This is a genomic window from Phenylobacterium sp., from assembly GCF_030680185.1.
GTDB lineage: Bacteria > Pseudomonadota > Alphaproteobacteria > Caulobacterales > Caulobacteraceae > Phenylobacterium.
Genome location: NZ_JAUXVZ010000039.1, coordinates 1 through 23,350, shown reverse-complemented (window position 1 = coordinate 23,350; position 23,350 = coordinate 1). Strand labels below are relative to the sequence as shown.

Sequence of the window (23,350 nt, the reverse complement as noted above, 5' to 3'; positions counted from 1 at the left end):
GCCAACAAAAAGGCCCGCGGTTTCCCGCGGGCCTTGATGCCGTTCCGATCGATCTGATCGATCAGGTGTTGCCGGGCAGCTTGCACCCGCCAGCGATACCCTTGGCGAAGGCGCAGCCCAGGGCGTCGGAGGACACGATCGGGTTCTGCTTGTACTCGATCATGTAGCCGGCCAGGCCGTCAGCGCAGGCCACTTCGATATAGGCCGAGCCGTCGGCGGTCTTGCCGACCAGGCGCTGGGCCGACACCTGGCAGCTGTCGCGGCCGTGCTTCTTCAGGTCGGCGGTCAGGGCCGGATAGGTGGCCGCGTCGTCGTTCAGGCCGCAGCGATAGCCGGCGATCGGCGCATAGGCGCAGTTGTAGACGGTGGCCTTGCCGCCGGTCTCGAACACGCCGACGCCGCCGGGCTTGCCGTCCTTGCAGACCAGCTCGACCACGTCCTTGCCGGCCGCAGCGGGGAAGGCCGCGTAGCGTTCGACGTCGCAGTCGAAGCCGGCGCCCTTGGCCAGACGGGTGTAGAGGGCCGCCTGCTCGGTGGCCGCCTCACGGGCGTCGGTCAGGGTGCAGCCGCCGAGGATGCCCAGGGCGCGGGCGCAGTCCCAGGATTCCGCCAGCTGGCCGGTGTTGGCGACCTTGTAGATGTAGCCCTTGCCGTCTTCACAGGCGGCTTCGAAATAGTTGGAGCCATCGGTGGTGGCGCCGACGAAGCGGCGATTGGTGACGGCGCAGCTCTTGGCGTCGGCCGTGGCCATCTGATCGACAATCCGCAGGCGGGCGGCGGCGTCGCCGAGCTCGCAGCTGATGTTGGTCTCGGCCTGGTCGTAGATCAGGCAGTTGGTGGCGTCGACGGTGGTGTCGGCGGTGGCCGGATAGCCGGTGTTCAGGATGTAGCCGGTGACGCCGTCGTCGCAGGCGATCTCGAAAAAGGTGTTGGTGGCGCTGCGGCCGATGGCGCGGCTGTTGGCCACGGTGCAGGCGACGCCGTCCTTGGCGGCCAGCTTGGCCAGCTCAGCGCCGGGGTTCTGGTTGCCGGGCAGTTGGCAGGCCAGGGCCGAGGGCTTGCCGTCTTCGCCGACGGCGCCGGCTTCAAGACAGGTGAACAGGTTGGTGGCGCCGCCGGACACGGCCTCCATCACAAAGCCCATGCCTTCCTGGCAATCGACTTCGTAGTACGAGGTCGAGGTCTTGGCGCGGCGATCCTCATTCTTGCCCACGAGACGGGCGTCGACGATCTGGCAGTTCAGGCCGGCGGCCTGGGCCAGGGCGGGGGCCTCGGCCATGCCCTGGGTCCGCGACTGCTCGGTGACGCCGGCGTCGCGGGATTGCGACATCACTGCGGCCGGCGCCAGGGCGACCACGGCCAGGGCTGCGGCGAGCCCAATTGTCATACGCCTCATGATTACTTCATCTCCTGGGGGTCGTTCCTCTGCGCGGAGATAAGCCCCCGCGATCCATTGGGGTCAAGGTCGAGTCTTTCCGAGATCAAGCTTGGCCGACGCCGAAACCTTTGATCGCGATGTGGTCAAGCTTTTGGTTCGCCACGGGTTTTCGCCTCTCTTGCTCTTCCACGATCCTTGATCGGCGCACATGAACGGGGGCTGACACGCCGCCTCTCGATGCAGGCTGCGCCCCGGCCTGCGGCGGCGGGTCACAGGCGCTGTTCAGAACGGCGTCGACGCGTCCGGCGCCGCAGCCTAGAATTTACGAAGTAAGACCAATGGAGAGGACCCCCACATGAGCCATGTGATCGCGCAGACGTCCGATGGGGTCCTGACCCTGACCCTCAATCGCCCGGAAAAGAAGAACGCCCTGACCCGGGACATGTACCAGGCCCTGGGCGACGCCATCGATGCGGCCGAATTCGACAAGGATGTCCGCTGCATCCTGTTCCAGGCCGAGGGCGACATGTTCACCGCCGGCAACGACCTGTCGGACTTCGCGGCGGTCAATGCGGGCGAGGCGCCGGCCAATGAGGCCCGCCGCGGCGGCAATCCCCTGCTGGCGGCGCTCGCCCGGGCCAAGACGCCCCTGGTGGCCGCCGTCAATGGCCGCGCCGTGGGCGTCGGCGTCACCATGCTGCTGCACTGCGACCTCGTCTATCTGAGCGAGGACTCGGTGCTGACCACGCCATTCGTGAACCTGGCCCTGGTGCCCGAGGCCGCCTCCAGCCTGACCCTGCCCGACCGCATCGGTCATGCCCGGGCCTTTTCCATGTTCGTGCTCGGCGAGGCCGTCGACGCCCAGAAGGCGCTCGCCTGGGGCATCGCCAACGAGGTCCTGCCCCGGGAAGAACTGCGCGCCCGGGCGCGCGCCGCGGCCATGGCTGTCGCCGCCCGGCCGCCGGCCGCCGTCACCATCACCAAGGCGCTGATGCGTGACCCCGTCGGTCTGGCCGAACGCATGGACCGGGAGGGCCGTCACTTCTCCGACCAGCTCAAATCGCCGGAAGCCAAGGAGGCCTTCGCCGCCTTCGCCGAAAAACGCGCCCCGGACTTCGCCAAGGTCAGCGGCCGGTGAGTTTCGGTTCGAGGTTCGGCGCCTTCACACCGGCCCGCATCGTCGCGGGCGAGCATGATCTTTCGGGCCGCAACATCATCGTCACTGGCGGGGCCAGCGGCATCGGCCTGGAGACGGCACGCGCCCTGGCCGGGGCGGGGGCCGACGTCATGCTGGCGGTCCGCGACCGTTCAGCCGGCGAGCGGGCGGCCGTACAGATCAATGAGAGCATCGGCGCCGATCGCGTCGTGGCCGGCACGCTGGACCTGGCCAGCCTGTCCTCGGTCAGCTCCTTTGTCGACGCCTGGGGGGATGAACCCCTGGACGTGCTGATCAACAATGCCGGGGTCATGGCCTGCCCGCTGGAATACACCTCGGACGATCTGGAGATGCAGATCGGGGTCAATCACTTCGGCCACTTCCTGCTGAGCATCGGCCTGGCCCGGGCCCTGATGAACGCCGCCGAGGCCGATCGCGCCGCCCGCGTGGTCAGCCTGTCGTCCATCGGCCACCGCCGCAGCCCGATCCAATTCGACGACGTCCATTTTCGCAACAGGCCCTACGACAAGTGGGAGGCCTATGGGCAGTCCAAGACGGCCAATGCGCTGTTCGCCGTGGCCTTCGACGAACGCTTCGCCGAGCACGGGATCAACGCCAACGCCGTCATGCCCGGCGGCATCATGACCCCGCTGCAGCGCCACCTGACCGAGGACGAGATGGCGGCCATGGGCTGGCTGGACGAGGACGGCAAGCCGGTCGAGGGCTTCAAGACCCCGGAACAGGGCGCGTCGACCAGCGTCTGGGCCGCCGTGGCCGAGGAGCTGGAAGGCGAAGGCGGCCTCTATCTGGAGGACTGCTCGGTGGCCATGCCCTGGACCAAGGACAAGCCTAACCAGGGCGTGATGGACCACGCCCTGGATCCGGAAGCCGCAGAGCGGCTGTGGATCCTCACCGAAGAAACCGTGGGAGCGACCCTATGAGCCTGCAAGGCAAGACCCTGTTCGTCACCGGCGCCAGCCGCGGCATCGGCCTGGCCATCGCGCTGCGGGCGGCCCGCGACGGCGCCAATGTCGCCATCGCCGCCAAGACCGCAGAGGCCCACAAGCATTTGCCCGGCACCATCTATTCGGCCGCCGAGGAGATCGAGAAGGCCGGCGGCAAGGCCCTGCCGTTGATCGTCGATGTCCGCGACGAGGCCAATGTGATGGACGCCGTCGAGCAGGCGGCGGCGAAATTCGGCGGCATCGACATCTGCGTGAACAACGCCTCGGCCATCCAGCTGACCGGCACCTTGCAGACCGAGATGAAGCGCTATGACCTGATGAACCAGGTCAACGCCCGGGGGACCTACCTCACCTCCAAGGCCTGCATCCCCCACCTGAAGCGCAGCGCCAATCCCCACGTCCTGATGCTGTCGCCGCCGCTGGACATGAACCCCCGCTGGTTCAAGGGCCATGTGGCCTACACCATGGCCAAGTTCGGCATGAGCATGTGCGTGCTGGGCATGGCCGAGGAATTCCGCGAGGACGGGATCGCCTTCAATGCGCTCTGGCCCCGCACCGGCATCGCCACCGCCGCCATCCAGTTCGCCCTGGCCGGCGAAGAGGGCATGAAGAGCTGCCGCACCACCGACATCATGGCCGACGCCGCCTACGCCATCTTCAACAAGCCGGCCCGCGACTTCACCGGCAACTTCCTGATCGACGACACCTTCCTCTATGGCGAGGGCGAGCGGGACTTCGACAAGTACCGGGTCGATCCCACCGCGCCCCTGATGCCGGACTTCTTCGTGCCGGAGGACCCCGTCCCGCCCCCTGGCGTGAAGATCGGGTGAGGATGACCACCTACTAGTTGGCGTCAGCTTCCGACCGACTTTGGACTTCAATCTGAAACGGGATCGTAGATGTCCAGAATGAGGCTGATGCCTCGCTGACCCATGGCGTGGAGCGTTTCCGGACTAAGTTCCAGCCCTTCGTTCGTCTCTCTCATGAACAGGCCGCAGTACATGTCGATGCTGAAGCGTTTGGACAGTCCGGTCCAGACGGCCGTATCCGGCGTGAGCGATGCGAGAATTCGTACTATTTGGCCTTCCAGATCGCCCGGCTGCGCGTCGGGCGCGCTGAAATGCCAGCGGCCAGTTTTTTCGACATAGTGTTGCGTCGGACCCGCCCTGATGTCGCCCTTTCGGCCCCACTGTGTAGGGGCCGCGGCCAGCAACTGCGTCACCTCGTCTGGGTCAAGGTCATCGCCAAACAATCGAAGGCTAGCTGCAGTTTGCGAGATTTCAGCCATGCGACTCTGCCGCTCGTAATTTGGGGGCAAGGCACTTTGCATTGAGCGGCGGTGGGCGTCGCTAGTTTCCGAGCTAGCTGGCCCGGTCTAGACCGCGATGTCGATGATGGCGCCCTTGGCGTCGCCAGACTGGGCGTCGGCCTTGGCCTCCTGCTCGATGGCCTCGCGCAGGCGCTTGGCGATCTCTTCGGCGATGGCCGATTTCAGCGCCTGAGGGTCGCCGCCGCCCTGCGCGGCGAACTCGGTCTCGACCTGCTTGCGGATCATCTCCTCAAGCTTCTCGCGCTTCACCTTCTTCTGCCACTCATAGAAGCCGCCGGCCTGGCCGATCTCGTCGGTCACGCTGGGGCCCTGGGGCTTGTCGGCGCGGCTCTGATCCCGCGCGAACGGGTTCGACGCCGTCAGGGCCGCAAAGGGGTTGGAAGCGCCAATGCTGGCGACCATGGTTCGGCTCCGCTGATCAATCTCGCCTGGCGTTAAGCAAGATTGGCGCCAGCCGATCACCCTAGTCCCGGTCCGGAGCCCCCAGCGGGAAGTAGTGGCGGAAGGGGCGGGCCTCATTCACCGCGCGGGCGAAGGACGGCCGCTGCAACAGGCGCTGGCGATAGGCCTTGAGCGCGGCGCAGGCCTCCGGGATCGGATAGGTCCAGTCGGCATAGAAGAGCGACGGGGCGGCGGCGCAGTCGGCCAGGGTGAAGGTGTCGCCCACGGCCCAGGTGCGGCCCTGCATGCGCTGGTCGAGCCAGGCATAGCTGGCGTCCAGCATCTGGCGCGCCTCATCCACTCCGAGCGGATCGCGCTGGTCGGCGGGCCGCAGGGAGTCGTAGACGAACTTGCCCTGGGGCGTCATGACGTAGTTGTCGAAGACGCGGTCCAGCATGCGCGCCTCCAGCGCCAGGTCGGGATCGTCCGGGATCAGCCTTACAGGCCCCGGATGATGAACCTGCAGATATTCGATGATGACCGAAGCCTCCAGCACCACCCGTCCGTCCGCGCGCAGGATCGGAAAGCGCTTCAATGGCCACAGCTCGGCGAACTCCTCGCCGACGCCGGGGTCCTCCAGCATCCGGTAGGCGAAGGGAACGTCGTTCTCATAGAAGGCGATCAGGGCCTTCTGGCAGTAGGACGAGAAGGGGTGGGCGAAAAATTCCAGGGTCATGCGAAGGCCCGGGCTTCCCGCCCCTCCATCAAGGCCACCAGATTGTCCACGTGCCAGGTGGTGCCGTGCTCGCGGCCCTTCACGGCCTCGACGCCGCCGCTGAAATAGGAGCCCTGCTCGGTGTGGATCAGCCGGGTCCCGTCGCCCTGCGCCCGGAATTCCAGGGTCTGGAGGGAGACCGACAGCTTCTCGTCGTTGTGGAACATGTCGTAGACCAGCACGATCCGCTCGTTCTCGACGATGTCGTGGTAGGTGGCCTGGAAGTCGGTGACCTTGCCGTCCGGCCAGCGGGCGTGGAACCGCTCCTTGCCGCCGACGCGGAAGTCGAAGTCGCGGTTCAGGGTCTCGATATCGGCCGGCGCCTTGAACCAGGCCATCTTGGCCTCCAGGCTCGAATAGGCGGCGAAGACCCGGGCCGGCGTGGCGGCCAGCGCCCGCTCGATGGTGAAGGTGGCGTTGATCAGCGTCATTTGTCCCCCTCCTGCGGGGCGGTCTGGGCCAGATAGGCCTCCAGTTGGTCATACTGCTGCGCCCAGAACCGCCGGCGCTCGGTGATCCAGCCTTCGATCTGGGCGATGGCGCCGATCTCCAGGCTGCAGGTGCGCACGCGGCCCACCTTCTGGCTCTTCACCAGCCCTGCCGCTTCCAGAACCTGGAGGTGCTGGACCACGGCCGAAAGCGTCATGGGCAGGGGCCTCGCCAGTTCGCTGACCGAGGCCGGCCCGAGGCTCAGCCGCTCGACCATGGCGCGGCGTCCCGGATCGGACAGGGCCTGAAAGGCGATGTCGAGGCGCTCGGAGTGATGCTGTAGCATTGACTTAAGTTTTTAGCGGCCACGTCTTGAGAGTCAAGCGCTCGCTTAAGCGACACCCTCGAAACCGCAGGCCGCACGGCGAGTTCCCCCGAGAGGAGGAAGGCCAGATGAGTCAGAAAACCGAAAAATGGTCGCAGGACGTGACCGAACACAGCGACGCCCTGGATCTGGAAGAGGACGTCTTCACCCTCGACGATCCGGCGAAGATCGCCGCCTCGCTCAAGCGCTCGGCCGAGCGCAGCCACCGCCGGAAGGGCACGCCCTTCCAGTCGGCCATGTCCATGCTGACCTTCTATATCAACCGCGCTGGCGACAATTTGCCCGCCCAGCAGCGCAAGACCCTGGAGGCGGCCAAGGACGAACTGCGCAAGGCCTTCGGGCGGGAGACCGACTAGGGCCTGGAGGTGTCCAGCCGGGCCAATCGCGCGCGACGCTCGGCATAGCGGTCGTCCAGGGGCGCGGTGCTGAGGAAGACCTTCAGGATTTGCGCGGCGCTCGCCTCATCGACGGTGTCAGCGCCCAGGACCAGCATATTGGCGTCGCCATGCTCCCGCGCCGGACCGCTCTCGGCGGCCGTATGAAGCAGTGTCGCGCGCATGAAGGGGAAGCGGTTGGCGGTGATCGCCATCATCTGTCCGCTGCCGCAGATGCCGATGGCGAAGTCAGACCGGCCCGCGCCGACCTCATCGACCAACCGAACCGCATAGTCCATCGCATCGACCCGCTCGGCCGCGCTGTTCGCCCCGAAGTCGTTCACGCCGTAGCCGTGGGCGACCAGCCACGCGGACAGATGCGCCTTCAAGGCGACCCCGCGATGGTCGGAGGCGATGGCGATGGGCTTGTCGGTCAGATGCTGGGGCATGGGGCGATCCGGCGTGCGGCGAGGGCGCTCGGGTCTCAGCGGAAACGCCCATGGATTTTGAGGCGCGGCCTTGATAACAGCAACGGCATGGATCGCGCTCTCAATACGTCAGCCAGCACCAATTGCGTCACCCTTGCGGGGCGTGGAGCCGGCTGCGTGCGCGACACCTAGCCGTCGACCCAAGCCCCGCCGAGGACGGCCGGGGCTTCTTCTTGGAAAGCATGCATCCGGCCTCCCAATTCAGGAGACCCTTGTGATGCCCTTCCTTTTACCCCTTCCCGAAACGCCGCGTCTTGAGACGGAGCGACTGGTCCTCCGCCCCTTGAGGCTCGAAGACAGTCCGGCCGTTCAGCGCCATTTCCCGCACTGGGCGATGGTGCGCCACATGATGGCGAGAACGCCCTGGCCCTACCCGGCCGACGGAGCGGAAACCCATATCCGCGCATGCCTGGAGACACGCGCCCGCGGCGAACAGTTCTACTGGGCGATCACGCTCAAGGGCGGAGACGACGAACTGATAGGCCGCATCGACCTGCGGCCGGACGCCGGCGTCGGCTCCATGCGCGGCTTCTGGTTGGCCCAGGACTACTGGGGCCGCGGCCTGATGACGGAAGCCGCCGACGCGGTGAACGCGTATGCCTTCGAGGTGCTGGACTGGCCCTTTATCGAGGTGAGCACGAACAGCGCCAACCGCGCCTCGCAGCGCATCAAGGAGAAGCAAGGCTTCACCCTCCGGCACATGGGCGTCGGCGAGTATGTCGAGGGCGTCAAAGAGACAGCGTTCTGGCGGCTCAATCAGGAGGCGTGGCGGTCGCGAAGGGGAGGCGCGGCAATTCGCTAAGCTTCGGTGATCGCGGCCAAGGCGCCGCGCCCGAGGACGCCCCCTAACGCCGAAAAAGCCCCGGCTCACGCGAACCGGGGCCTCTCGCGTGCTCTGATCGACCAGCCTAGGACTTGAAGAAGGCCAGCAGGTCGGCGTTGATCAGGTCCGGGTGGGTCGACGCCATCCCGTGCGGCAGGCCGGGATAGGTCTTCAGCGTCCCCTGCCGCACCAGCTTGATGGCCAGATGCGCGCTGTTGGCGATGGGGACGAGCTGGTCGTCTTCCCCGTGCAGGATCAGCACAGGGACGTCGATCTGCCTCAGGTCCTCGGTGAAGTCGGTCTCCGAGAAGGCCTTGATGCAGTCGTAGTGGGCCTTGGCGCCGCCGGCCATGCCCTGCCGCCACCAGTTGTCGATCAGACCCTGGCTGACCTTGGCGCCGGGGCGATTGAAGCCGAAGAACGGCCCCTCGGGGATGTCGCGGAAGAACTGGGCGCGGTTGGCGGCCAGGGACGTGCGGAAGCCGTCGAACAGCTCCATAGGCAGGCCGTCCGGATTGGCCGGCGTCTTCAGCATGATCGGCGGCACCGCGCCGATCAGCACGGCCTTCGAGACCCGGCCGGGCTTGGCGCGCGCCACATAGCGGGCGACCTCGCCGCCGCCGGTGGAATGGCCGACATGGATGGCGTTCTTCAGGTCCAGGGCGTCGGCCAGGGCGATCACGTCGGCGGCGTAGGTGTCCATCTCGTTGCCGCTGTCGGTCTGGGTCGAGCGCCCATGGCCGCGTCGGTCGTGGGCGATCACCCGATAGCCCTGCAGCCGGAAGAACATCATCTGGGCGTCCCAGTCGTCGGAGGACAGGGGCCAGCCGTGATGGAAGACGACCGGTTGCGCGTCCTTCGGACCCCAGTCCTTGTAGAAGATCTGCACGCCGTGCTGGGTGGTGACATAGCCGCTTTCGGCGCGGTCGGCGCCACGGGGCGTCTGGGCGGTCTTGGGCTCGGCGCCTTGAGCGACCGTAGCGGCCGAGAGCGCGGCGATGCCGAGGCCGGCGGTCATGACGCCGCGGCGGGAAGCCTGATGGGACACAGTCATGGTCATCTCCATTGGTGTTTGCGACAACGTTTATCGCGATAACAAAACCTCTGGCTGCGCCATTTCGCGATGTCCAGATATTTCTTATCGCGATATCTATTTTTGTGATAAGAAGGTTTTGCGACAGAGGAGAGGCGGCGTGCGCCCATTGGACCAACAGATTTGCTTCACATTGTACGCCACCAGCATGGCGGTCACCCGGGCCTACAAGCCCCTGCTCGACGAGTTGGGGCTGACCTACCCGCAGTACCTCGTGCTGAGCGTGCTGGGGGAGGCGGGCGGCCTGACCATTGGCGGCGTGGCCGCGCGCCTGGATCTGGAATCCAGCACGGTGACGCCCCTGGTGAAGCGCCTCGAAGCGGCGGGCCTGGTGACCCGGACGCGCAGTCTCGATGACGAACGACGGGTGGAGGTGAACTTGACTCCCGAGGGCCAGGCGCTCCTCGAAAGGTCCGACTGCCTCGGCGACAGTCTGATCGAGCGGTCCAGGATGTCCGGGCAGGATCTGGAGGCGCTGAACAAGCAGATCCAGGCCCTCCGCGACCAGATCAACAAGGCCTGAGCCAGCGGCCTGGCTAAGGGCGCGAACTCCACACACCGCGTTGCAGGAGCTCGCGGGTCCAGTAAGTTGAGCCCAATGGCTCAGCTTGTGATGTTCCTCTCGGTCGTCGGCCTCACGGCAGCCCTAGCCGCCGCGTGGATCTACGCCCTGGTCACAGGCCGCTTCGCCCTGATCGGCCCGCTCATCGGGGTGAGCCGGGCGACGCGGCCGGTCAGCTACGTGGTCCTCCTGGCGGTGTTTTTGCTTTCTGTCGCCTTCGGGGTCGGGGCGTCCGCCGTGGCGGGGAAACATGCCTTCCCCCTGCAGCACATCCCTGGCCCACCGGCCGCAGGCTATGCCGAGCCATCGAAGACGAAGGTCCCTGAACGGGCAAACGCGGCCCTAGGCTACTTTCCCGCTTCGCTCATGCGAACGACCTATACCTGTAGAGAGAACGGGAATGCGCCTGTCTTGGATGACTGGGAAGTGGCCTGGTATTCTCGCCATCTGGCGGCGGCCGGTGAGCCGTCGTTGCTGGAGGCGGTGAAACAAGGGACGCCCAGGCGGGACGTTTATCGGTTCACCTGGCTCAGATCATTCGAAAAGCCCATCATAATACGCATCGAGCGGGCTAAGAGCGGCGCCTTGCTCATGACGGCTTCTCGTCTTTCGGGCATGGGAGGCTACGTACCGGGCTCGATTGAGGCGCGGATCAGCAAGGACTTGAGTCAGGACGAGGCGCACCAGTTCCGCAGAGCCCTGTCGGCTGCGAACGGCCTGCGGCTCAAGGCGGTGTCCTGCCGGTGGGGGTACGACGGGGCGCAGTGGATTTTCGAGGGCGTGGACCGAGGACGCTATCGCTATGTCGAGCGCTGGACGCCGGACCAGGGAAGCGTGCGCGCCTTGGGCCTGGTCATGCTGAGCTTCACCGGATGGGAGACTGAGCCCCTCTATTGAGGTCGGCCGACCCGCCGACGCCCTCAGGCGCTGGCGGTTTCATAATGCTGACGCGCGAAGTCGATGAACGCCTTGAATGCGGCGCTGGGGTTGCGCCGGTTGGGGTAGTAAAGACTGAGAGGCGCGAGTTTGGGGGTCCAGTCCTCAAGCACGCACACAAGCCGACCTGCTTCGATGTCGTCACGCACATCGGACTCCATCGCCAGGGTGAGACCGACCGACGCGAGCGCGGCGGCCCGTGCAAGGCTTGCCTCGTCGAGCGTCAGCACGCCTTCGACGTCGATGTGCGCCGAACGCCCCGCCTTCTCGAAGGGCCAGCGATAGATCGCGCCATTGGGAAGGCGAACGCGGAAACACACATGGTGTGCGAGGTCCTCGGGCGTCACGGGCGTCCCATGCGCCTTCAGATATTCCGGCGCGCCAACCACGACGTTGCGTCGCGCCACGCCCAGAGGCAGGGCGATCATGTCGATCGGCACGAGGTCGGCGCTGCGGACGCCGAAGTCGAACCCGCCTGCGACGATGTCGACCAGTCGACTCTCTGTGACGATGTCGATCTGAACCTGGGGATAGGCGCGCAAGAACGGCAGGACGAGCCACGGGAAGATCTCGCGCGCCGCCGTTGGAAAGGCGTTGATCCGCAAAACGCCCGCAGGCGTGGCCTGCTGGGAGCGGGCGATGCTCATCGCCTCATGAATTTCGCCGATGGCCGGCGCCACCTTCGCGATGAACCGCTCGCCCGCCTCTGTCAGCGAAACGCTGCGCGTCGTTCGATTGAAGAGCCGTACGCCAAGCTGGCGCTCCAGCTTTCCCACTGCGTTGCTGAGCGCCGTGGTCGACATGCCCAGTTCAAGCGCCGCCGCGCGAAACTTGCCCCGCCGGGCGACCATCAGGACGGCGTCCAGCTCAGTCAGTCCAGTGAACATTGTCCCGAATCTCGTGATGGAGCGTCCTCAAATGTCCCGATTATCGCGTGGTCTGTCTATCGCTACCTTCATTGGTGACCGTAGCTGACGGCTGCGCAGCAAGCAGGACAAGTCCATGTCGCTAGACCTTCCCCCCTCCATCGCCGCCTATGTGGCCGCCAACGCCCGCCTCGACATCGAGGCCATGCTTCAGACCTTCGCGCCGGACGCCGTCTTTCGTGACAACGGCGCCGTCTTTCAGGGGCGCTCGGAAATCCGAGGGCTGCTGGAGAAGGAAGTGGTTCCCGTGAAGGCGATCTTCACGCCCGACTCCCTCCGGCGCGAGGGCGCTGAGGTGATCGTCGAAGGCCCCGCCCACGGCGACTTTCCGGGCAGCCCGATCCGTTTCATCTATCGCTTCACCCTCGAAGGCGACGCGATCAAGACGCTGGAGGTCACGGGATGAATCGCAAGCCTGACCCGACCGAGTTCGCCGGCAAGCGCGTGCTCGTCAGCGGCGGCACCAAAGGCCTTGGCCGCGCCACCGTCGACCGGTTCCTGGCCGGCGGCGCCCGCGTGATCACCTCCGCCCGCGCAGCCCAAGAGCCCATCGACGGCGTCGAGTTCGTCCAGGCCGATCTGACGACGGCCGAGGGCGGGCAAGCCCTGGCGAAGGCGGCGATCGACCGTCTGGGCGGCGTGGATATTCTGGCTCACGTCCTCGGCGGCTCGACGACGCCAGGGGGCGGCTTCGGCATGCTGACGGACGACTATTGGCTGTCCGAGCTGAACCTCAACCTTCTCGCCGCGGTTCGCCTTGACCGCCTCCTGATCCCGCAGATGGTCGAGCGGGGCGCTGGCGCGGTGGTGCATGTCACGTCCATCCAGTCGGTCCTGCCTCTCCCGGATGCGACCACGGCCTACGCCGCCGCCAAGGCGGCGCTTCGGACCTACAGCAAGTCGATCTCCAAGGAGCTGGGTCCGAAAGGCGTTCGGGTCAACTCCGTCTCCCCCGGCTGGATCATGACCGATGGGGCCGATGTGTTCCTGCAGCGTCTGCAGGAGGCCAACGGCGGCACGCTGGAGGACGCGCGTCAGCTCGTCCTGAAAGGCCTCGGCGGCATTCCGATCGGTCGGGGCGCCGAACCCCTCGAAGTCGCCGAAGCCATCGCCTTCCTCGCCTCGGACCGCGCCTCCTCGATCCATGGCGCTGAGCTCGTCGTTGACGGTGGGACCATCCCGACCGTCTGATCGCAGGCGACGCCCTGCTGGCGTTCGGTTGAGCGTGAGCACACGCCTGACCTCGCCGCGCGGCGCCTCGAAGCCCAACAGAAAAGGCCCCGGCTCATCGTGAGCCGGGGCCTCGTCGTTGCGGTCTGATCGACCCTTTAGGGCTTAGGCGCCCTGCTTGGCCGGGGCGGCGCCCTGGCTGGCCAGGGGGCCGCGCGACAGCGGGAAGAACTTCTCGCTCATGGCCGGGACGGCTTCCGAGAGGATGGTGTCGACGCTCCAGCCCTCTTCCTTGGTCTGGGTCGAGATCGGACGCGGCTGCGAGTAGAGGATGATGTTCTCACCCGAGGCGCCGAACACCTGGCCCGAGACGTGGGCGGCGGCCGGCGACACCAGGGCCACCGACAGGCGGGCCGGCTGGTCGGGACGGATGGCGGCGGCCATGGCCTCGCGGCGCTTGGCGGCGGCTTCGTCCTTCACCGGGACCGACTGGGTCATGCGGGTCCAGGCGACGGGGGCCAGGCAGTTGGAGCGGACGTTATTGCGCTCGCCCTCCATGGCGATGATCCGCGACAGGCCAGCGATGCCCATCTTGGCCGCGCCGTAATTGGCCTGGCCGATATTGCCCAACAGCCCCGAGGTCGAGGTGAAGAACATGTAGGCGCCGTCGTTCTGGTTGCGGAACAGCTCGATGGTGGCGCGGGCCACGTTGAACGAGCCGCGCATGTGCACGTCGATGACCTTGTCCCAGTCGTCTTCCGACATCTTGTGGAACATCACGTCACGCAGGATGCCGGCCGGATTGATCACCGCATGCAGGCCGCCAAAGGTGTCCATGGCCTGTTCGACCATGCCTTCGACCGCCTTGTAGCTGGTCACGCTTTCCGAGTTGGAGGCCGCTTCGCCGCCGGCGGCGCGGATTTCCTGGGCGACCTGCTCGGCCGGGCCCGCTGAACCCTCGTCTTCGCCCTTCAGGCCGCCGCCCAGGTCATTGACCAGAACCTTGGCGCCCTGCTGCGCGGCGATCAGCGCGCACTCACGTCCAATGCCGTTGCCGCCCCCGGTGACGAGGACAACCTTGCCGTCTAATACGCCCATAGATCTATCTCCCTAAAAGAATATTGCGCGAATTGTTATTCGAGGCGGTCAGCCTTGCGCAAGTCGGGAAAGAACTTGGCCCAAAGGCCGGTGACGATCAACGTGCCCACGCCGCCGACCACGGCGGCCGCCACCACCCCCATGAAACGGGCGAAGACCCCGGCGCGGAACTCGCCCAGTTCGTTGGACGCGCCGATGAACAGGGTTGAAACCGCCGCCACCCGGCCGCGCATATTGTCGGGAATGACCAGCTGGATCAGGGTCTGGCGCACATAGACGCTGAGCATGTCGGCGCCGCCCAGGATGGCCAGCGCCGCCACCGACAGCCAGAGCGAGCGCGAGATCCCAAAGACGATGGTCGCCAGGCCAAAGACCGCGACCCCGGCGAACATGGTGACCCCCGCATTGGAGCGAATGGGGCGGGCCGCCAGCACCAGGGCGATGAGCGTCGCCCCCATGGCCGGCGCGGCGCGCAACAGGCCAAAGCCCTCCTCGCCCACATGCAGGATGTCGCGGGCGAAGACCGGCAGCAGGGCCGTGGCCCCGCCCAGCAGCACGGCGAACAGGTCCAGCGATATGGCGCCGAAGACGATCTTCTGGCGCCACACATAGACCAGACCCTCCTTGATCAGGGCGAGGCGCGAGCCCGGCTGCAGGTCGGGCTTGGTGCGGCCGTTGATGAAGAAGGTGAGGGTCGCGCCGGCGACGTAGAGGCAGAAGGCGGTCTCGTAGGCCAGCGCCGTCGAGCGGGCCAGCAGCAGGCCGCCGATGGCCGGGCCTGCAATGGCGGCGGTCTGCCAGGCCAGTGAATTCCAGGCGATGGCCCGGGGCAGCAGGCTGCGGGGCACCAGCATGGGGCCGAGCGCCGTGCCGGCCGGCGACATGAAGGCCCGTCCCGCGCCGAACACGGCGGCCACGCACAGCAGCAGCGGCACCGAGGCGACGTCCCGCCAGGTGGCGACGGCCAGGATGCCCGCGCTGGTCATCTCGACGGCGTAGCAGGCCAGTAGGATCTTGCGCCGGTCATAGCGGTCCACGGCCTCGCCGGCCGGCAGGGTCAGCAGGAAGACCGGAATGAAGGTCACCAGGCCCACCATGCCGACCACGAAGGCGGCCTCGGCGACGCTCATGGTCCGCCGCGCCAGCTCGTAGATCTGCCAGCCAAGCGCCACGCTCTGGACCTGCACGCCGATCGAACTGGCCCAGCGCGAGCCCCAGAACAGCAGATAGCTCCGCTGGCTCAGCAGAGCGCGGGCGGAGGGGAGGGGGTCTGACGCCGGCGACTCGGGAGGGGACTGGGACATGGGCGGCGCAACTTGACCTGAGCGCGGGCCCCTCGCAACGGCCGATTCGGTTTCGATTGACCTTGGGGCGCAGGGGCCTTATCGGGCGCGCTTCCGGCGACATGATCGCCAGGGCTGACCGCGAGGGGCGCCATGCGTGCGCTGCGACGAACCGGGCGCGAGATCCGCGTCCTCTAGAGCCGCCTGGCGCCGCCGATGCTGCGGGCCGGGTTCGTCTGTCTCGCAGCCTGCAAAGTTCGCCGCAAAGTTCGCCCATGACCGCCGCCTTCGTTCCCCTTGCGGACTCCGTCCCGAGTCCCGCCCCCGATATTCGCGCCGAAACCCCCGCAGATGGCCCCGCCATCGATGCCCTGCTGGATCACGCCTTTGGTCCTGGCCGCTTTGTGAAGGCGTCGGAGCGGGTGCGAGAGATCGCCCCCCTGCGAACCGACCTGTCCTTCTGCGCCTGGGAGGGCGCGCGCCTCGTAGGCGTGGTGCGCCAGTCCGAGATCGCCGTCGGCGGCCGCCGGCTGATCTTCCTGGGGCCGCTGGCTGTGGACGCCGCGGCGCGGCGCCTCGGGGCCGGCGCCCGGCTGGTGGAGGTCGCGTGTGCGGCCGCCGCCGCCGCAGGCTTTTCCGAGGTGCTGCTGGTGGGCGATCCGCCCTTCTTCGGCCGGCTGGGCTTTTCGGCCGAACCTACGGCCGGCGTGGTGATGCCAGGGCCAGTCGATCCCCGCCGGCTGCTGCTCAAGCGCCTGCGGGGCGATAACGGCGATCAGGCCCCGCTGCAGGGCGCCGTTACGGCGCCTTGAGGCGCACCTCGCGCACGCCTACCTTTGAGCCATGACAGAGCTCGACTCCAAGGCTGGCCTTGATGGGGTGATCGCGGCGGCCAAGCAGGCGCCGGGCCGCGGCCTGCCCCCCGTTCACCTGTGGAATCCGGCCCATTCCGGCGAAATCGACATCGTCATCAAGGCCGATGGCCGCTGGATTCATGAGGGCGCGACGATCAACCGGGCGCCCCTGGTGCGCCTGTTCTCCACCGTCCTGCGCAAGGACCCTGACGGCTACTGGCTGGTGACGCCGGTGGAGAAGATGAAGATCACGGTGGAGGATGCGCCGTTCATCGCCAACGCCCTGGATGTCGCCCAGATGGACGGCGCGCCGGTGCTCAGCTTCAGCACCAATGTCGGCGATGTGGTCGAAGCCGGCCCCGACAACGCCCTCCGGGTCGAGATCGACCCGACCACCCAGGAGCCGCGCCCCTATCTGCATGTGCGCCGCGGTCTCGAGGCCCTGATCAGCCGCCCGGTCTTCTATGAACTGGTCGAGATGGCCCAGGAGCGGGACGGCGTGCTGGGCGTGGAGTCGGCCGGCGTCTGGTTTCCCCTCGGCCGCTCGGAGGCGCCGGTCTCGTGAGTCCCAGTTCGCCCGCCGGGGCGCTGCGCGAATGGATCACCCAGCGACTTGATCCCCTGGAAGACCACGACCCCGTGGACGGCGTGGTGGCCTCGGACTTCGAACCCCGCTCAGCCGACCTGGCCGATGAGCCCGAACCCCTGACGCCTGCCTCGGTGCTGGTGGGCCTGATCGAGCGCGAGCACGGCTATTCGGTGCTGCTGACCCGGCGGGCCGACACCCTGCGCCGCCATACCGGCCAGATCGCCTTTCCCGGCGGGCGCCGCGATCCGGGCGAGACGGTCTGGGAGACGGCGCTCCGCGAGACCGAGGAAGAGGTCGGCATCCCCCGCACCCTGGTCACCCTGGGCGGGCTCTCGACCCCCTATCGGACCGGCACTGGCTTCCTGGTGACCCCGGTGGTGGGCTTTATCGAGCCCCATTTCACCCTGGCCCCCAACCCGGCCGAGGTGGCCGATGTGTTCGAGACGCCCTTCGGATTTCTCATGGATCCCGCCAACCACGAGGAACATGAGCGGGAGTTTTCTGGCCAGCTGCGACGTTTCTACGCCATGACGCACGAGAACAGGTTCATCTGGGGCGCGACGGCCGGAATGCTCCGGTCGCTCTATGATCGGCTGTATGGAGGCGCGGTTGCTTAGGGTCTTTCTCCTCCGTTCGGTGCTGATCGCACTGCCCTTCGTGGTGTGGTTTGTCTGGGCCGAATACGCCAAGCGCACCGGCCGACCGATGGGCGCGACGCCCTGGGCCTGGCTCGCCACGGCCTCGGCGGTGCTGTTTGGCCTTTCGCTGCTGTTCATGGTCGTGTTCCAATCGGACAACCGCGGCGAGGTCTATGTGCCCGCGGAAGTCACAGAAGGCGGCCGGGTCGCCCCAGGCCGCTTCGAGGAAAAGGAAACGCCGGCCCCATGAGCGAGAGCCTTGGTCCACGCCCCTGGTTGAGCGCTGCTCCGACGGCTGCGGTGTTCGACGCCCTGGAGGCCCGCGGTGGTCCAGGATGCGCCCGGGTGGTGGGCGGCGCTGTCCGCAACGCCGTCATGGGCCAGCCGGTCAGCGATATCGACATCGCCACCACCCTGACCCCGGACGAGGTCACCGCCGCGCTGACGACAGCGGGCCTGAAGGCCATTCCCACCGGCGTCGACCACGGCACCATCACGGCCCTCGCCCACGGCCAGACCTTCGAAATCACCACCCTGCGCCGGGATGTGGAGACCGATGGCCGCCGCGCCGTGGTGGCCTTCACCACCGATTGGACCGAGGACGCCCAGCGCCGGGACTTCACCCTCAACGCCCTCTATGCCGAGCGCGACGGGACGATCCATGATCCCCTTGGGAGCGGTCTGGCGGCGGCCCGCGCCGGTCAGGTGGTGTTTGTCGGCGAGGCCCGCACGCGGATCGCCGAGGACTATCTGCGCATCCTGCGCTTCTTCCGCTTCCATGCCTGGTATGGCCGCGGCGCGCCGGACCCCGACGCCCTGGCCGCCTGCCAGGCCCTGCGCGACAGCCTGACCGATCGACCCGGCGAACGGGTGTCCAAGGAACTGCTCAAGCTGCTGGCCGCCGATGATCCGCGCGCCAGCGTGCGGCTGATGGCCGAGGCCGGCGTGCTGGACGTGATCGTGCCGGCCGTGGCCGACCTGCACGACTTCGACGCCCTGGTGGAGATCGAGAGCGAGATGCTCTTCGAGTGCGATCCGATCCTGCGCCTGGCCTGCCTGTTGCCGGCCGACCAGATCGGCGTGGCCCAGGCGGCCGAGCGCCTGCGGCTGTCCAACGCCGAGCGCGATCGCCTGGTCGCCGCCAAGGGGCAGGGGCCTCGCATCACCAGCTGGATGAGCCCGCGGGAATCCCGTCGGGCGGTCTATGCCCTGGGGACCGGGACCTTCCACGACCGGGTCAAGCTTGCCTGGGCGCGCTCCAATCGTACGGCCACGGCGGCCCAGTGGCGCGGCCTGCTGGCGCTGGGCGACAGCTGGACTCCGCCACCCTTCCCCCTGACCGGGGACGAGGTGGTCCATGCCGGCGTGCCCAAGGGGCCGATGGTCGGCCAGGTGCTGCAGGAGGTCGAGGACTGGTGGATCGACCACGACTTCCTCGACGACAAGTTCTCGGCCATCGAAAAGCTCAAGGCTGTCGCCCAGGGCATGGCCTACTAAGGGCGGCCCCATGAAGCTCGGCATTCTCAAAACCGGCGCGCCCCCGGCGCCGCTGGAGACGCAGTTCGGCGGCTATCCCGACATGTTCCAGGCTCTGCTGGGGCCGGACACCCACGACTATGTGGTGTTTGACGCCGAGGCCGGGGAATTGCCGGCGAGCCCGGAGGTCTGCGAGGCTTATCTGGTCACCGGTTCGTCGGCAGGGGTCTATGAGGCCCTGCCCTGGATCGAGGGCCTCAGCGATTTCCTGCGGGCGGCCAAGGGGCGGGCAGGGCTCGTCGGCGTCTGTTTCGGCCACCAGATCATGGCCCAGGCCTTCGGCGGGGAGGTGATCAAGTCGCCCAAGGGGTGGGGCGTTGGCCTGCACACCTATGAGGTGACGGATCCGGCCCCCTGGATGGACAGCACGGCCCCCATCGCCGTGGCGGCGTCGCATCAGGATCAGGTGGTCCAGGCCCCGCCCCGCGCCCGGGTGGTGGCCGCCAGCGATTTCACGCCCTTCGGCATGCTGGCCTATGAGGACCAGCCGGCCATCTCCATCCAGCTGCACCCGGAGTTCGAGCCGGCCTATGCCCGCGCGCTGATCGAGGCGCGCCGGGGCAGTCGCTATGACGATGCGCAGGCTGATCAGGCGGTGGCCAGTTATGCGGCGCCCAACGACGCCTCGCGTGTCGGCGGCTGGATCGAGGCTTTTCTCGCAACGATCCCGGCCCGGCGAGGTTAGGTGTGAGAGATCGCCAGTCGCAAAGGGCCCCCGGCATGACCCCTCCAAAGCTGATCTTCGTCGCCGCCAGCGCCGTAGCGGCCTTGCTGGTGGCCAGCGTCGAGAGTCAGGCGGCCAATCCCCGGCCGCTTTCGCCCGATGGCTTCGTCGCCCTGCTGGACGACATCATCTAGCGCGACGGCCCCCTGAGTCCGTTGGCGCCTAGCCCGCCTGGGCCGACCACATGAAGGCGTTGAGACGGGCGTTCTCATCGAGGAAGTCCTCGTCCGGGACGGCGTTTGCGGGGCCGGTAAAGCCTGGAAGCCCAAATACATAGCCCAGGCGCGGCGCGCCCTGCCGATAGCAGATCAGGGCGCCCGCCATGTCGCCAGCGCCCCGGGCGCAGGTTTCGGTGAGGAACCCCATCTGGCTCCAGGAGGCGCCAAGCTCTTCGCCCTGCGGGCCGGTCACGGGCCCGGCGCGGCCGAGGATGCGGCTGACGGTCGGCGCGTCGGCCGCCGACCGAAGGTCGAGCTCCAGGCCGTCAGCCCGGCGCACGGTGATGGTCGGGGTCGTATCCCCGTCGCGGGGCGGCGCCCGGCGGACCGTGGATTCCGGAAACAGCCCGCCCAGCCGACGTACGTCCATGGCCGTTTCGCCGTTGATCTCGCCGGCGCCCCGCTCGCTGAAGGTGATCAGGATGGGGCCAACGACGGCCGGCTTGGGCGCGGGCGGCGGGACCGCGGATGTCTCGCCAGGCGCGCTGGCCTGCGGCCCGCAGGCGGCGAGAAGCGCGCCCGCCAAGGCCGTGAATATCAGATTTCGCATGCCCGATCCTCGCACGGCCAAGGTCTGCGAGGCAAACATCGCTCAGGCCCAGATCAGGGCCAGCTGACCATGGGCGGCATGGACGAGAGGATCGAGGTGATGTTGCCGCCGGTCTTCAGGCCGAACATGGTGCCGCGGTCGTAGAGCAGGTTGAACTCCACATAGCGGCCCCGGCGCACCAGTTGCTCCTGGCGGTCGGCCTCGGTCCAGGGGGTGGCCATCCGGCCCCGGGCGATGGCGGGATAGACCTCGGCGAAGGCCCGACCCACATCCTGGGTGAAGGCGAAGTCCCGCTCCCAGTCGCCGGAATTGTGGTGATCGTAGAAGATGCCGCCGATTCCCCGCGGCTCGTTGCGATGGGGCAGGAAGAAGTACTCGTCGCAGCGGGCCTTGTAGGGGCCGTACCATTCAGGGTCATGGCGGTCGCAGGCGGCCTTCAGCGCGCCATGGAAGGCGACCGCGTCAGGATTTTCCTGGTTGCGTTGATAGTCCTGGGTGGGCGTCAGGTCGGCGCCGCCGCCGAACCAGCTCTGGCTGGTGGCCAGGAAGCGGGTGTTCATGTGCACGGCCGGCACGTGGGGATTGCGCATATGGGCGATCAGGCTGATGCCCGTGGCGGTGAAGCGGGGGTCCTTGTCGGCGCCGGGCATGGTGGCGGCCATCTCCGGACTGAAAACGCCGTGCACCAGGCTGATATGGACGCCGCACTTTTCGAAGAAGCGGCCGCCCTTCATGAAGCCCATCACGCCGCCGCCGCCGGCCGGCCGGTCCCACGGGGTCAATTCGAACCGCCCGGGCTCGCCGGGATAGAGGTCGATCGGCGCCTCGTCCTCGAGCTGTTCAAAGGTGGCGACGATCTGGTCGCGCAGGGTGTCGAACCAGGCCCGGGCGCGGATGTTGCGGTCTTCGAGCGTGGCGGCGAGATCGGCTGCGTCTGTCATGGGACAAGGGGCTTAGAGCGCGTTCCGATAAGTGGGAACCGGTTATCGGACGAAACGCGCTCAAGACTTAGAGTTTAGAGCCTGATTCAACGATCAGACGATTCCGTCTGATCGCATCAGGCTCTAGGGAATCCATCGGTCTGGCGCAACGCCTCCGAAAGACCGATGGCCGCCGAAACGGTGAGATTGAGGGAACGGGCCTCCGGGGCGAGCGGAATCAGCAGGCGCGCTTCGGCCGCCTCATGCACCTCCGGCGGGACCCCCTGGCTCTCGCGGCCAAACAGCAAGGTGTCGCCCGGCTTGAAGGCGAAGCTGTGCAGGGGCTGGGCGCCGCGGGTGGTGAACAGCACCAGCCGGCCCTCGGATCGCTCCGGCGCCGCCATGAACTCAGCGAAGCTCGCACGCCGTGTCCAGCGGGCCAGACGGCCATAATCCAGGGCTGCACGGCGCACCGCCTTATCGGATAGCGGGAAACCGCAGGGCTCGATCACCTCTAGATCGACATCGAGGCAGGCGGCCAGTCTGAGGGCCGCGCCAACGTTTTGCGGAATGTCCGGTTGAAAAAGCGCCAAACGCATTCTAAGCGATCCAGCCACGGGATTGGTCGGGGGCGTGAGACGAATCGCGACGCGACGCCGCGTTTGTTTTGCGGCGATGCAGTGCGAAAACTCTTCCGTCCCTGTATGGGTTCCGAAACAGGCCTGTCCAGAGCTTCTGGTCGGGCCGAAGGCGGGGCGTCGCGAGATTTGTCGTGAGCGTCCGAACGGGCGGCGGTTCCTCAGGGAGCCGCAGCCTCAACCGAAGGGTAGCTTAAAGGTGGCTGACACCGTCGTGGGCGAAAATCCCGATCTTCACGCCTCGGGCGAAGACCCGAACCGGCGCGACTTCATTCACATCGCCGCAGGCGCGGCCGCCGTGGGCGCCGTGGGCGCGCTGGCCTGGCCGTTCATCGACCAGATGAACCCCTCGGCCGACACCCTGGCCCTGGCCTCCGTCGATTTCGATCTGACGAAGGTGTCCCTTGGCCAGCAGGTGACGATCAAGTGGCGGGGCAAGCCGCTCTTCATCCGTCGCCGCACCGAGGCCGAGATCGCCTCGGCGGTCGCTGACGACAACGCCAACCTGCCCGATCCGCAGACCGACGCCGAGCGTCACAAGCCCGGCAAGGCCGAGTGGATGATCCTGATCGGCTCCTGCACCCATCTGGGCTGCGTGCCGACCTTCGGCGGCGGCGACTTCGGCGGCTGGTTCTGCCCCTGCCACGGCTCGCACTACGACACGTCTGGCCGTATCCGCCGCGGGCCTGCGCCCCTGAACTTGGCGGTGCCGGACTACGAGTTTCTTTCCGACACGACGGTCAAGGTGGGCTGACAGCGATGAGCGGACATTCCACCTATGAACCCAAGACGGGCGTCGAGCGCTGGCTCGATACGCGCCTGCCGATCATCCGGCTCGGCTGGGACAGCGTCGTCGATTATCCGACGCCCAAGAATCTGAACTACTGGTGGACCTTCGGGGGGATCCTCGCGGTCTGCCTGATGATCCAGATCGTCACCGGCGTCGTGCTGGCCATGCACTACGTGCCGCACATCGACCACGCCTTCGCCTCGGTCGAGCGCATCATGCGCGACGTGAACTACGGCTGGCTGGTGCGCTACATGCACGCCAACGGGGCCTCGATGTTCTTCATCGCGGTCTACATCCACATGTTCCGCGGCCTCTATTACGGGTCCTACAAGGCGCCCCGC

31 protein-coding genes and 1 pseudogene are annotated in these 23,350 nt (G+C 67.2%); 18 read left to right on the top strand and 14 right to left on the bottom strand.

Going from position 1 to position 23,350, the window contains the following annotated elements:
- Positions 1–61: 61 nt before the first annotated feature.
- A complete protein-coding gene (locus Q8L83_RS09925) occupies positions 62–1,396 on the bottom strand; it encodes a hypothetical protein (RefSeq protein ID WP_305286483.1) in 1,335 nt (444 codons plus the stop codon).
- Between the two features lie 337 nt (positions 1,397–1,733).
- Between Q8L83_RS09925 and Q8L83_RS09920 the strand changes: the two genes are divergently transcribed.
- The 3 genes from Q8L83_RS09920 to Q8L83_RS09910 are packed head-to-tail and all read left to right on the top strand — an operon-like array spanning position 1,734 to position 4,329.
- On the top strand, positions 1,734–2,516 hold the full coding sequence (locus Q8L83_RS09920) for an enoyl-CoA hydratase-related protein (RefSeq protein ID WP_305286482.1): 783 nt from the start codon (positions 1,734–1,736) through the stop codon (positions 2,514–2,516).
- Positions 2,513–3,475, top strand: a complete 963-nt coding sequence (locus Q8L83_RS09915) for an oxidoreductase (RefSeq protein WP_305286481.1) — start codon at positions 2,513–2,515, stop codon at positions 3,473–3,475. The genes Q8L83_RS09920 and Q8L83_RS09915 overlap by 4 nt, the downstream gene beginning before the upstream one ends.
- Complete coding sequence (locus Q8L83_RS09910) at positions 3,472–4,329, top strand: NAD(P)-dependent oxidoreductase (protein WP_305286480.1); 858 nt, start codon at positions 3,472–3,474, stop codon at positions 4,327–4,329. Before Q8L83_RS09915 ends, Q8L83_RS09910 begins: the two co-directional genes overlap by 4 nt.
- A 47-nt stretch (positions 4,330–4,376) precedes the next feature.
- On the opposite strand, the gene Q8L83_RS09905 is transcribed toward Q8L83_RS09910, so the two are convergent.
- From Q8L83_RS09905 to Q8L83_RS09885, 5 genes are all read right to left on the bottom strand, one after another.
- The gene (locus tag Q8L83_RS09905) at positions 4,377–4,787 is read right to left on the bottom strand and encodes a DUF4279 domain-containing protein (RefSeq protein ID WP_305286479.1); all 411 of its coding nucleotides are present in this window, start codon (positions 4,785–4,787) and stop codon (positions 4,377–4,379) included.
- 87 nt (positions 4,788–4,874) lie between these two features.
- A complete protein-coding gene (locus Q8L83_RS09900) occupies positions 4,875–5,231 on the bottom strand; it encodes a hypothetical protein (RefSeq protein WP_305286477.1) in 357 nt (118 codons plus the stop codon).
- A 61-nt stretch (positions 5,232–5,292) separates the two neighbouring features.
- Entirely contained in the window at positions 5,293–5,946 is a 654-nt protein-coding gene (locus Q8L83_RS09895) for a glutathione S-transferase family protein (protein ID WP_305286476.1), read from the bottom strand.
- Complete coding sequence (locus Q8L83_RS09890) at positions 5,943–6,416, bottom strand: SRPBCC family protein (protein ID WP_305286474.1); 474 nt, start codon at positions 6,414–6,416, stop codon at positions 5,943–5,945. Before Q8L83_RS09890 ends, Q8L83_RS09895 begins: the two co-directional genes overlap by 4 nt.
- Positions 6,413–6,760 carry a helix-turn-helix transcriptional regulator gene (locus Q8L83_RS09885; RefSeq protein WP_305286472.1) on the bottom strand — a complete coding sequence of 116 codons (348 nt, stop codon included), beginning with the start codon at positions 6,758–6,760 and terminating at the stop codon, positions 6,413–6,415. Before Q8L83_RS09885 ends, Q8L83_RS09890 begins: the two co-directional genes overlap by 4 nt.
- Before the next feature lie 107 nt (positions 6,761–6,867).
- On the opposite strand from Q8L83_RS09885, the gene Q8L83_RS09880 reads away from it, so the two are divergent.
- Entirely contained in the window at positions 6,868–7,155 is a 288-nt protein-coding gene (locus tag Q8L83_RS09880; protein ID WP_305286470.1) for a DUF3175 domain-containing protein, read from the top strand.
- Here the strand turns inward: Q8L83_RS09880 and Q8L83_RS09875 are convergent.
- A complete protein-coding gene (locus tag Q8L83_RS09875) occupies positions 7,152–7,622 on the bottom strand; it encodes an RpiB/LacA/LacB family sugar-phosphate isomerase (protein ID WP_305286468.1) in 471 nt (156 codons plus the stop codon). The two genes, Q8L83_RS09880 and Q8L83_RS09875, sit on opposite strands and share 4 nt — an antisense overlap.
- Positions 7,623–7,878: 256 nt before the next feature.
- On the opposite strand from Q8L83_RS09875, the gene Q8L83_RS09870 reads away from it, so the two are divergent.
- Positions 7,879–8,463, top strand: a complete 585-nt coding sequence (locus Q8L83_RS09870) for a GNAT family N-acetyltransferase (RefSeq protein ID WP_305286467.1) — start codon at positions 7,879–7,881, stop codon at positions 8,461–8,463.
- Positions 8,464–8,569: 106 nt separating this feature from the next.
- Here Q8L83_RS09870 and Q8L83_RS09865 read toward each other — a convergent pair whose 3' ends face one another.
- Entirely contained in the window at positions 8,570–9,538 is a 969-nt protein-coding gene (locus tag Q8L83_RS09865) for an alpha/beta fold hydrolase (protein ID WP_305286466.1), read from the bottom strand.
- A 139-nt stretch (positions 9,539–9,677) separates the two neighbouring features.
- Between Q8L83_RS09865 and Q8L83_RS09860 the strand changes: the two genes are divergently transcribed.
- Together Q8L83_RS09860 and Q8L83_RS09855 are read left to right on the top strand one after the other, a co-directional pair.
- Positions 9,678–10,100, top strand: coding sequence for a MarR family winged helix-turn-helix transcriptional regulator (locus Q8L83_RS09860; RefSeq protein WP_305286464.1), 423 nt, complete (start codon positions 9,678–9,680; stop codon positions 10,098–10,100).
- Between the two features lie 75 nt (positions 10,101–10,175).
- Complete coding sequence (locus Q8L83_RS09855; RefSeq protein ID WP_305286462.1) at positions 10,176–11,036, top strand: hypothetical protein; 861 nt, start codon at positions 10,176–10,178, stop codon at positions 11,034–11,036.
- Between the two features lie 23 nt (positions 11,037–11,059).
- On the opposite strand, the gene Q8L83_RS09850 is transcribed toward Q8L83_RS09855, so the two are convergent.
- Complete coding sequence (locus Q8L83_RS09850) at positions 11,060–11,962, bottom strand: LysR family transcriptional regulator (protein WP_305286460.1); 903 nt, start codon at positions 11,960–11,962, stop codon at positions 11,060–11,062.
- 115 nt (positions 11,963–12,077) lie between these two features.
- On the opposite strand from Q8L83_RS09850, the gene Q8L83_RS09845 reads away from it, so the two are divergent.
- The gene (locus Q8L83_RS09845; RefSeq protein ID WP_305286458.1) at positions 12,078–12,407 is read left to right on the top strand and encodes a nuclear transport factor 2 family protein; all 330 of its coding nucleotides are present in this window, start codon (positions 12,078–12,080) and stop codon (positions 12,405–12,407) included.
- Positions 12,404–13,192 carry an SDR family oxidoreductase gene (locus tag Q8L83_RS09840; RefSeq protein ID WP_305286456.1) on the top strand — a complete coding sequence of 263 codons (789 nt, stop codon included), beginning with the start codon at positions 12,404–12,406 and terminating at the stop codon, positions 13,190–13,192. The genes Q8L83_RS09845 and Q8L83_RS09840 overlap by 4 nt, the downstream gene beginning before the upstream one ends.
- A gap of 144 nt (positions 13,193–13,336) precedes the next feature.
- Here the strand turns inward: Q8L83_RS09840 and Q8L83_RS09835 are convergent, their stop codons facing one another.
- Positions 13,337–14,269 carry an SDR family NAD(P)-dependent oxidoreductase gene (locus Q8L83_RS09835; RefSeq protein WP_305286454.1) on the bottom strand — a complete coding sequence of 311 codons (933 nt, stop codon included), beginning with the start codon at positions 14,267–14,269 and terminating at the stop codon, positions 13,337–13,339.
- Between the two features lie 35 nt (positions 14,270–14,304).
- Positions 14,305–15,573, bottom strand: a complete 1,269-nt coding sequence (locus Q8L83_RS09830) for an MFS transporter (RefSeq protein ID WP_305286452.1) — start codon at positions 15,571–15,573, stop codon at positions 14,305–14,307.
- A gap of 254 nt (positions 15,574–15,827) precedes the next feature.
- Between Q8L83_RS09830 and Q8L83_RS09825 the strand changes: the two genes are divergently transcribed.
- Genes Q8L83_RS09825 through Q8L83_RS09795 form a run of 7 tightly spaced genes read left to right on the top strand, consistent with a single transcriptional unit; the run spans position 15,828 to position 20,027 of the window.
- Entirely contained in the window at positions 15,828–16,364 is a 537-nt protein-coding gene (locus tag Q8L83_RS09825) for a GNAT family N-acetyltransferase (protein WP_305286450.1), read from the top strand.
- A gap of 31 nt (positions 16,365–16,395) precedes the next feature.
- The gene (locus Q8L83_RS09820) at positions 16,396–16,971 is read left to right on the top strand and encodes a DUF1285 domain-containing protein (RefSeq protein WP_305286449.1); all 576 of its coding nucleotides are present in this window, start codon (positions 16,396–16,398) and stop codon (positions 16,969–16,971) included.
- Positions 16,968–17,612, top strand: a complete 645-nt coding sequence (locus Q8L83_RS09815) for a CoA pyrophosphatase (RefSeq protein WP_305286447.1) — start codon at positions 16,968–16,970, stop codon at positions 17,610–17,612. The genes Q8L83_RS09820 and Q8L83_RS09815 overlap by 4 nt, the downstream gene beginning before the upstream one ends.
- The gene (locus tag Q8L83_RS09810; RefSeq protein ID WP_305286445.1) at positions 17,605–17,883 is read left to right on the top strand and encodes a hypothetical protein; all 279 of its coding nucleotides are present in this window, start codon (positions 17,605–17,607) and stop codon (positions 17,881–17,883) included. The genes Q8L83_RS09815 and Q8L83_RS09810 overlap by 8 nt, the downstream gene beginning before the upstream one ends.
- A complete protein-coding gene (locus Q8L83_RS09805) occupies positions 17,880–19,130 on the top strand; it encodes a CCA tRNA nucleotidyltransferase (protein ID WP_305286443.1) in 1,251 nt (416 codons plus the stop codon). Before Q8L83_RS09810 ends, Q8L83_RS09805 begins: the two co-directional genes overlap by 4 nt.
- 10 nt (positions 19,131–19,140) lie before the next feature.
- On the top strand, positions 19,141–19,854 hold the full coding sequence (locus Q8L83_RS09800) for a type 1 glutamine amidotransferase (protein ID WP_305286441.1): 714 nt from the start codon (positions 19,141–19,143) through the stop codon (positions 19,852–19,854).
- Positions 19,855–19,889: 35 nt separating this feature from the next.
- Entirely contained in the window at positions 19,890–20,027 is a 138-nt protein-coding gene (locus tag Q8L83_RS09795; RefSeq protein WP_305286440.1) for a hypothetical protein, read from the top strand.
- Between the two features lie 28 nt (positions 20,028–20,055).
- Here the strand turns inward: Q8L83_RS09795 and Q8L83_RS09790 are convergent, their stop codons facing one another.
- From Q8L83_RS09790 to Q8L83_RS09780, 3 genes are all read right to left on the bottom strand, one after another.
- Positions 20,056–20,661 carry a DUF1131 family protein gene (locus Q8L83_RS09790; RefSeq protein WP_305286438.1) on the bottom strand — a complete coding sequence of 202 codons (606 nt, stop codon included), beginning with the start codon at positions 20,659–20,661 and terminating at the stop codon, positions 20,056–20,058.
- A 53-nt stretch (positions 20,662–20,714) separates the two neighbouring features.
- Positions 20,715–21,602: an oxygen-dependent coproporphyrinogen oxidase gene (gene hemF, locus Q8L83_RS09785; protein WP_305286436.1), complete on the bottom strand. Its 888-nt coding sequence runs from the start codon at positions 21,600–21,602 to the stop codon at positions 20,715–20,717.
- Positions 21,603–21,718: 116 nt separating this feature from the next.
- Positions 21,719–22,180, bottom strand: coding sequence for a tRNA (cytidine(34)-2'-O)-methyltransferase (locus Q8L83_RS09780; protein ID WP_305286434.1), 462 nt, complete (start codon positions 22,178–22,180; stop codon positions 21,719–21,721).
- A 238-nt stretch (positions 22,181–22,418) separates the two neighbouring features.
- Between Q8L83_RS09780 and petA the strand changes: the two genes are divergently transcribed.
- Positions 22,419–22,973 carry a ubiquinol-cytochrome c reductase iron-sulfur subunit gene (gene petA / locus Q8L83_RS09775; protein WP_305286431.1) on the top strand — a complete coding sequence of 185 codons (555 nt, stop codon included), beginning with the start codon at positions 22,419–22,421 and terminating at the stop codon, positions 22,971–22,973.
- Between the two features lie 5 nt (positions 22,974–22,978).
- Positions 22,979–23,350, top strand: a pseudogene (locus Q8L83_RS09770) (cytochrome b/b6); the annotation flags it as partial.

What these genes read in the sequence shown, in the direction of transcription:
- Q8L83_RS09885 (WP_305286472.1), bottom strand. Translation starts at nt 6,760, where the DNA reads ATGCTACAGCATCACTCCGAGCGCCTCGACATCGCCTTTCAGGCCCTG.
- Q8L83_RS09890 (WP_305286474.1), bottom strand. Translation starts at nt 6,416, where the DNA reads ATGACGCTGATCAACGCCACCTTCACCATCGAGCGGGCGCTGGCCGCC.
- Q8L83_RS09800 (WP_305286441.1), top strand. Translation starts at nt 19,141, where the DNA reads ATGAAGCTCGGCATTCTCAAAACCGGCGCGCCCCCGGCGCCGCTGGAG.
- Q8L83_RS09880 (WP_305286470.1), top strand. Translation starts at nt 6,868, where the DNA reads ATGAGTCAGAAAACCGAAAAATGGTCGCAGGACGTGACCGAACACAGC.
- Q8L83_RS09870 (WP_305286467.1), top strand. Translation starts at nt 7,879, where the DNA reads ATGCCCTTCCTTTTACCCCTTCCCGAAACGCCGCGTCTTGAGACGGAG.
- Q8L83_RS09910 (WP_305286480.1), top strand. Translation starts at nt 3,472, where the DNA reads ATGAGCCTGCAAGGCAAGACCCTGTTCGTCACCGGCGCCAGCCGCGGC.
- Q8L83_RS09875 (WP_305286468.1), bottom strand. Translation starts at nt 7,622, where the DNA reads ATGCCCCAGCATCTGACCGACAAGCCCATCGCCATCGCCTCCGACCAT.
- Q8L83_RS09780 (WP_305286434.1), bottom strand. Translation starts at nt 22,180, where the DNA reads ATGCGTTTGGCGCTTTTTCAACCGGACATTCCGCAAAACGTTGGCGCG.
- Q8L83_RS09825 (WP_305286450.1), top strand. Translation starts at nt 15,828, where the DNA reads ATGACCGCCGCCTTCGTTCCCCTTGCGGACTCCGTCCCGAGTCCCGCC.
- Q8L83_RS09920 (WP_305286482.1), top strand. Translation starts at nt 1,734, where the DNA reads ATGAGCCATGTGATCGCGCAGACGTCCGATGGGGTCCTGACCCTGACC.
- Q8L83_RS09795 (WP_305286440.1), top strand. Translation starts at nt 19,890, where the DNA reads ATGACCCCTCCAAAGCTGATCTTCGTCGCCGCCAGCGCCGTAGCGGCC.
- hemF (WP_305286436.1), bottom strand. Translation starts at nt 21,602, where the DNA reads ATGACAGACGCAGCCGATCTCGCCGCCACGCTCGAAGACCGCAACATC.
- Q8L83_RS09865 (WP_305286466.1), bottom strand. Translation starts at nt 9,538, where the DNA reads ATGACTGTGTCCCATCAGGCTTCCCGCCGCGGCGTCATGACCGCCGGC.
- Q8L83_RS09805 (WP_305286443.1), top strand. Translation starts at nt 17,880, where the DNA reads ATGAGCGAGAGCCTTGGTCCACGCCCCTGGTTGAGCGCTGCTCCGACG.
- Q8L83_RS09905 (WP_305286479.1), bottom strand. Translation starts at nt 4,787, where the DNA reads ATGGCTGAAATCTCGCAAACTGCAGCTAGCCTTCGATTGTTTGGCGAT.
- Q8L83_RS09820 (WP_305286449.1), top strand. Translation starts at nt 16,396, where the DNA reads ATGACAGAGCTCGACTCCAAGGCTGGCCTTGATGGGGTGATCGCGGCG.
- Q8L83_RS09925 (WP_305286483.1), bottom strand. Translation starts at nt 1,396, where the DNA reads ATGAGGCGTATGACAATTGGGCTCGCCGCAGCCCTGGCCGTGGTCGCC.
- Q8L83_RS09845 (WP_305286458.1), top strand. Translation starts at nt 12,078, where the DNA reads ATGTCGCTAGACCTTCCCCCCTCCATCGCCGCCTATGTGGCCGCCAAC.
- Q8L83_RS09790 (WP_305286438.1), bottom strand. Translation starts at nt 20,661, where the DNA reads ATGCGAAATCTGATATTCACGGCCTTGGCGGGCGCGCTTCTCGCCGCC.
- Q8L83_RS09855 (WP_305286462.1), top strand. Translation starts at nt 10,176, where the DNA reads ATGGCTCAGCTTGTGATGTTCCTCTCGGTCGTCGGCCTCACGGCAGCC.
- Q8L83_RS09840 (WP_305286456.1), top strand. Translation starts at nt 12,404, where the DNA reads ATGAATCGCAAGCCTGACCCGACCGAGTTCGCCGGCAAGCGCGTGCTC.
- Q8L83_RS09835 (WP_305286454.1), bottom strand. Translation starts at nt 14,269, where the DNA reads ATGGGCGTATTAGACGGCAAGGTTGTCCTCGTCACCGGGGGCGGCAAC.
- Q8L83_RS09830 (WP_305286452.1), bottom strand. Translation starts at nt 15,573, where the DNA reads ATGTCCCAGTCCCCTCCCGAGTCGCCGGCGTCAGACCCCCTCCCCTCC.
- Q8L83_RS09900 (WP_305286477.1), bottom strand. Translation starts at nt 5,231, where the DNA reads ATGGTCGCCAGCATTGGCGCTTCCAACCCCTTTGCGGCCCTGACGGCG.
- Q8L83_RS09895 (WP_305286476.1), bottom strand. Translation starts at nt 5,946, where the DNA reads ATGACCCTGGAATTTTTCGCCCACCCCTTCTCGTCCTACTGCCAGAAG.
- Q8L83_RS09850 (WP_305286460.1), bottom strand. Translation starts at nt 11,962, where the DNA reads ATGTTCACTGGACTGACTGAGCTGGACGCCGTCCTGATGGTCGCCCGG.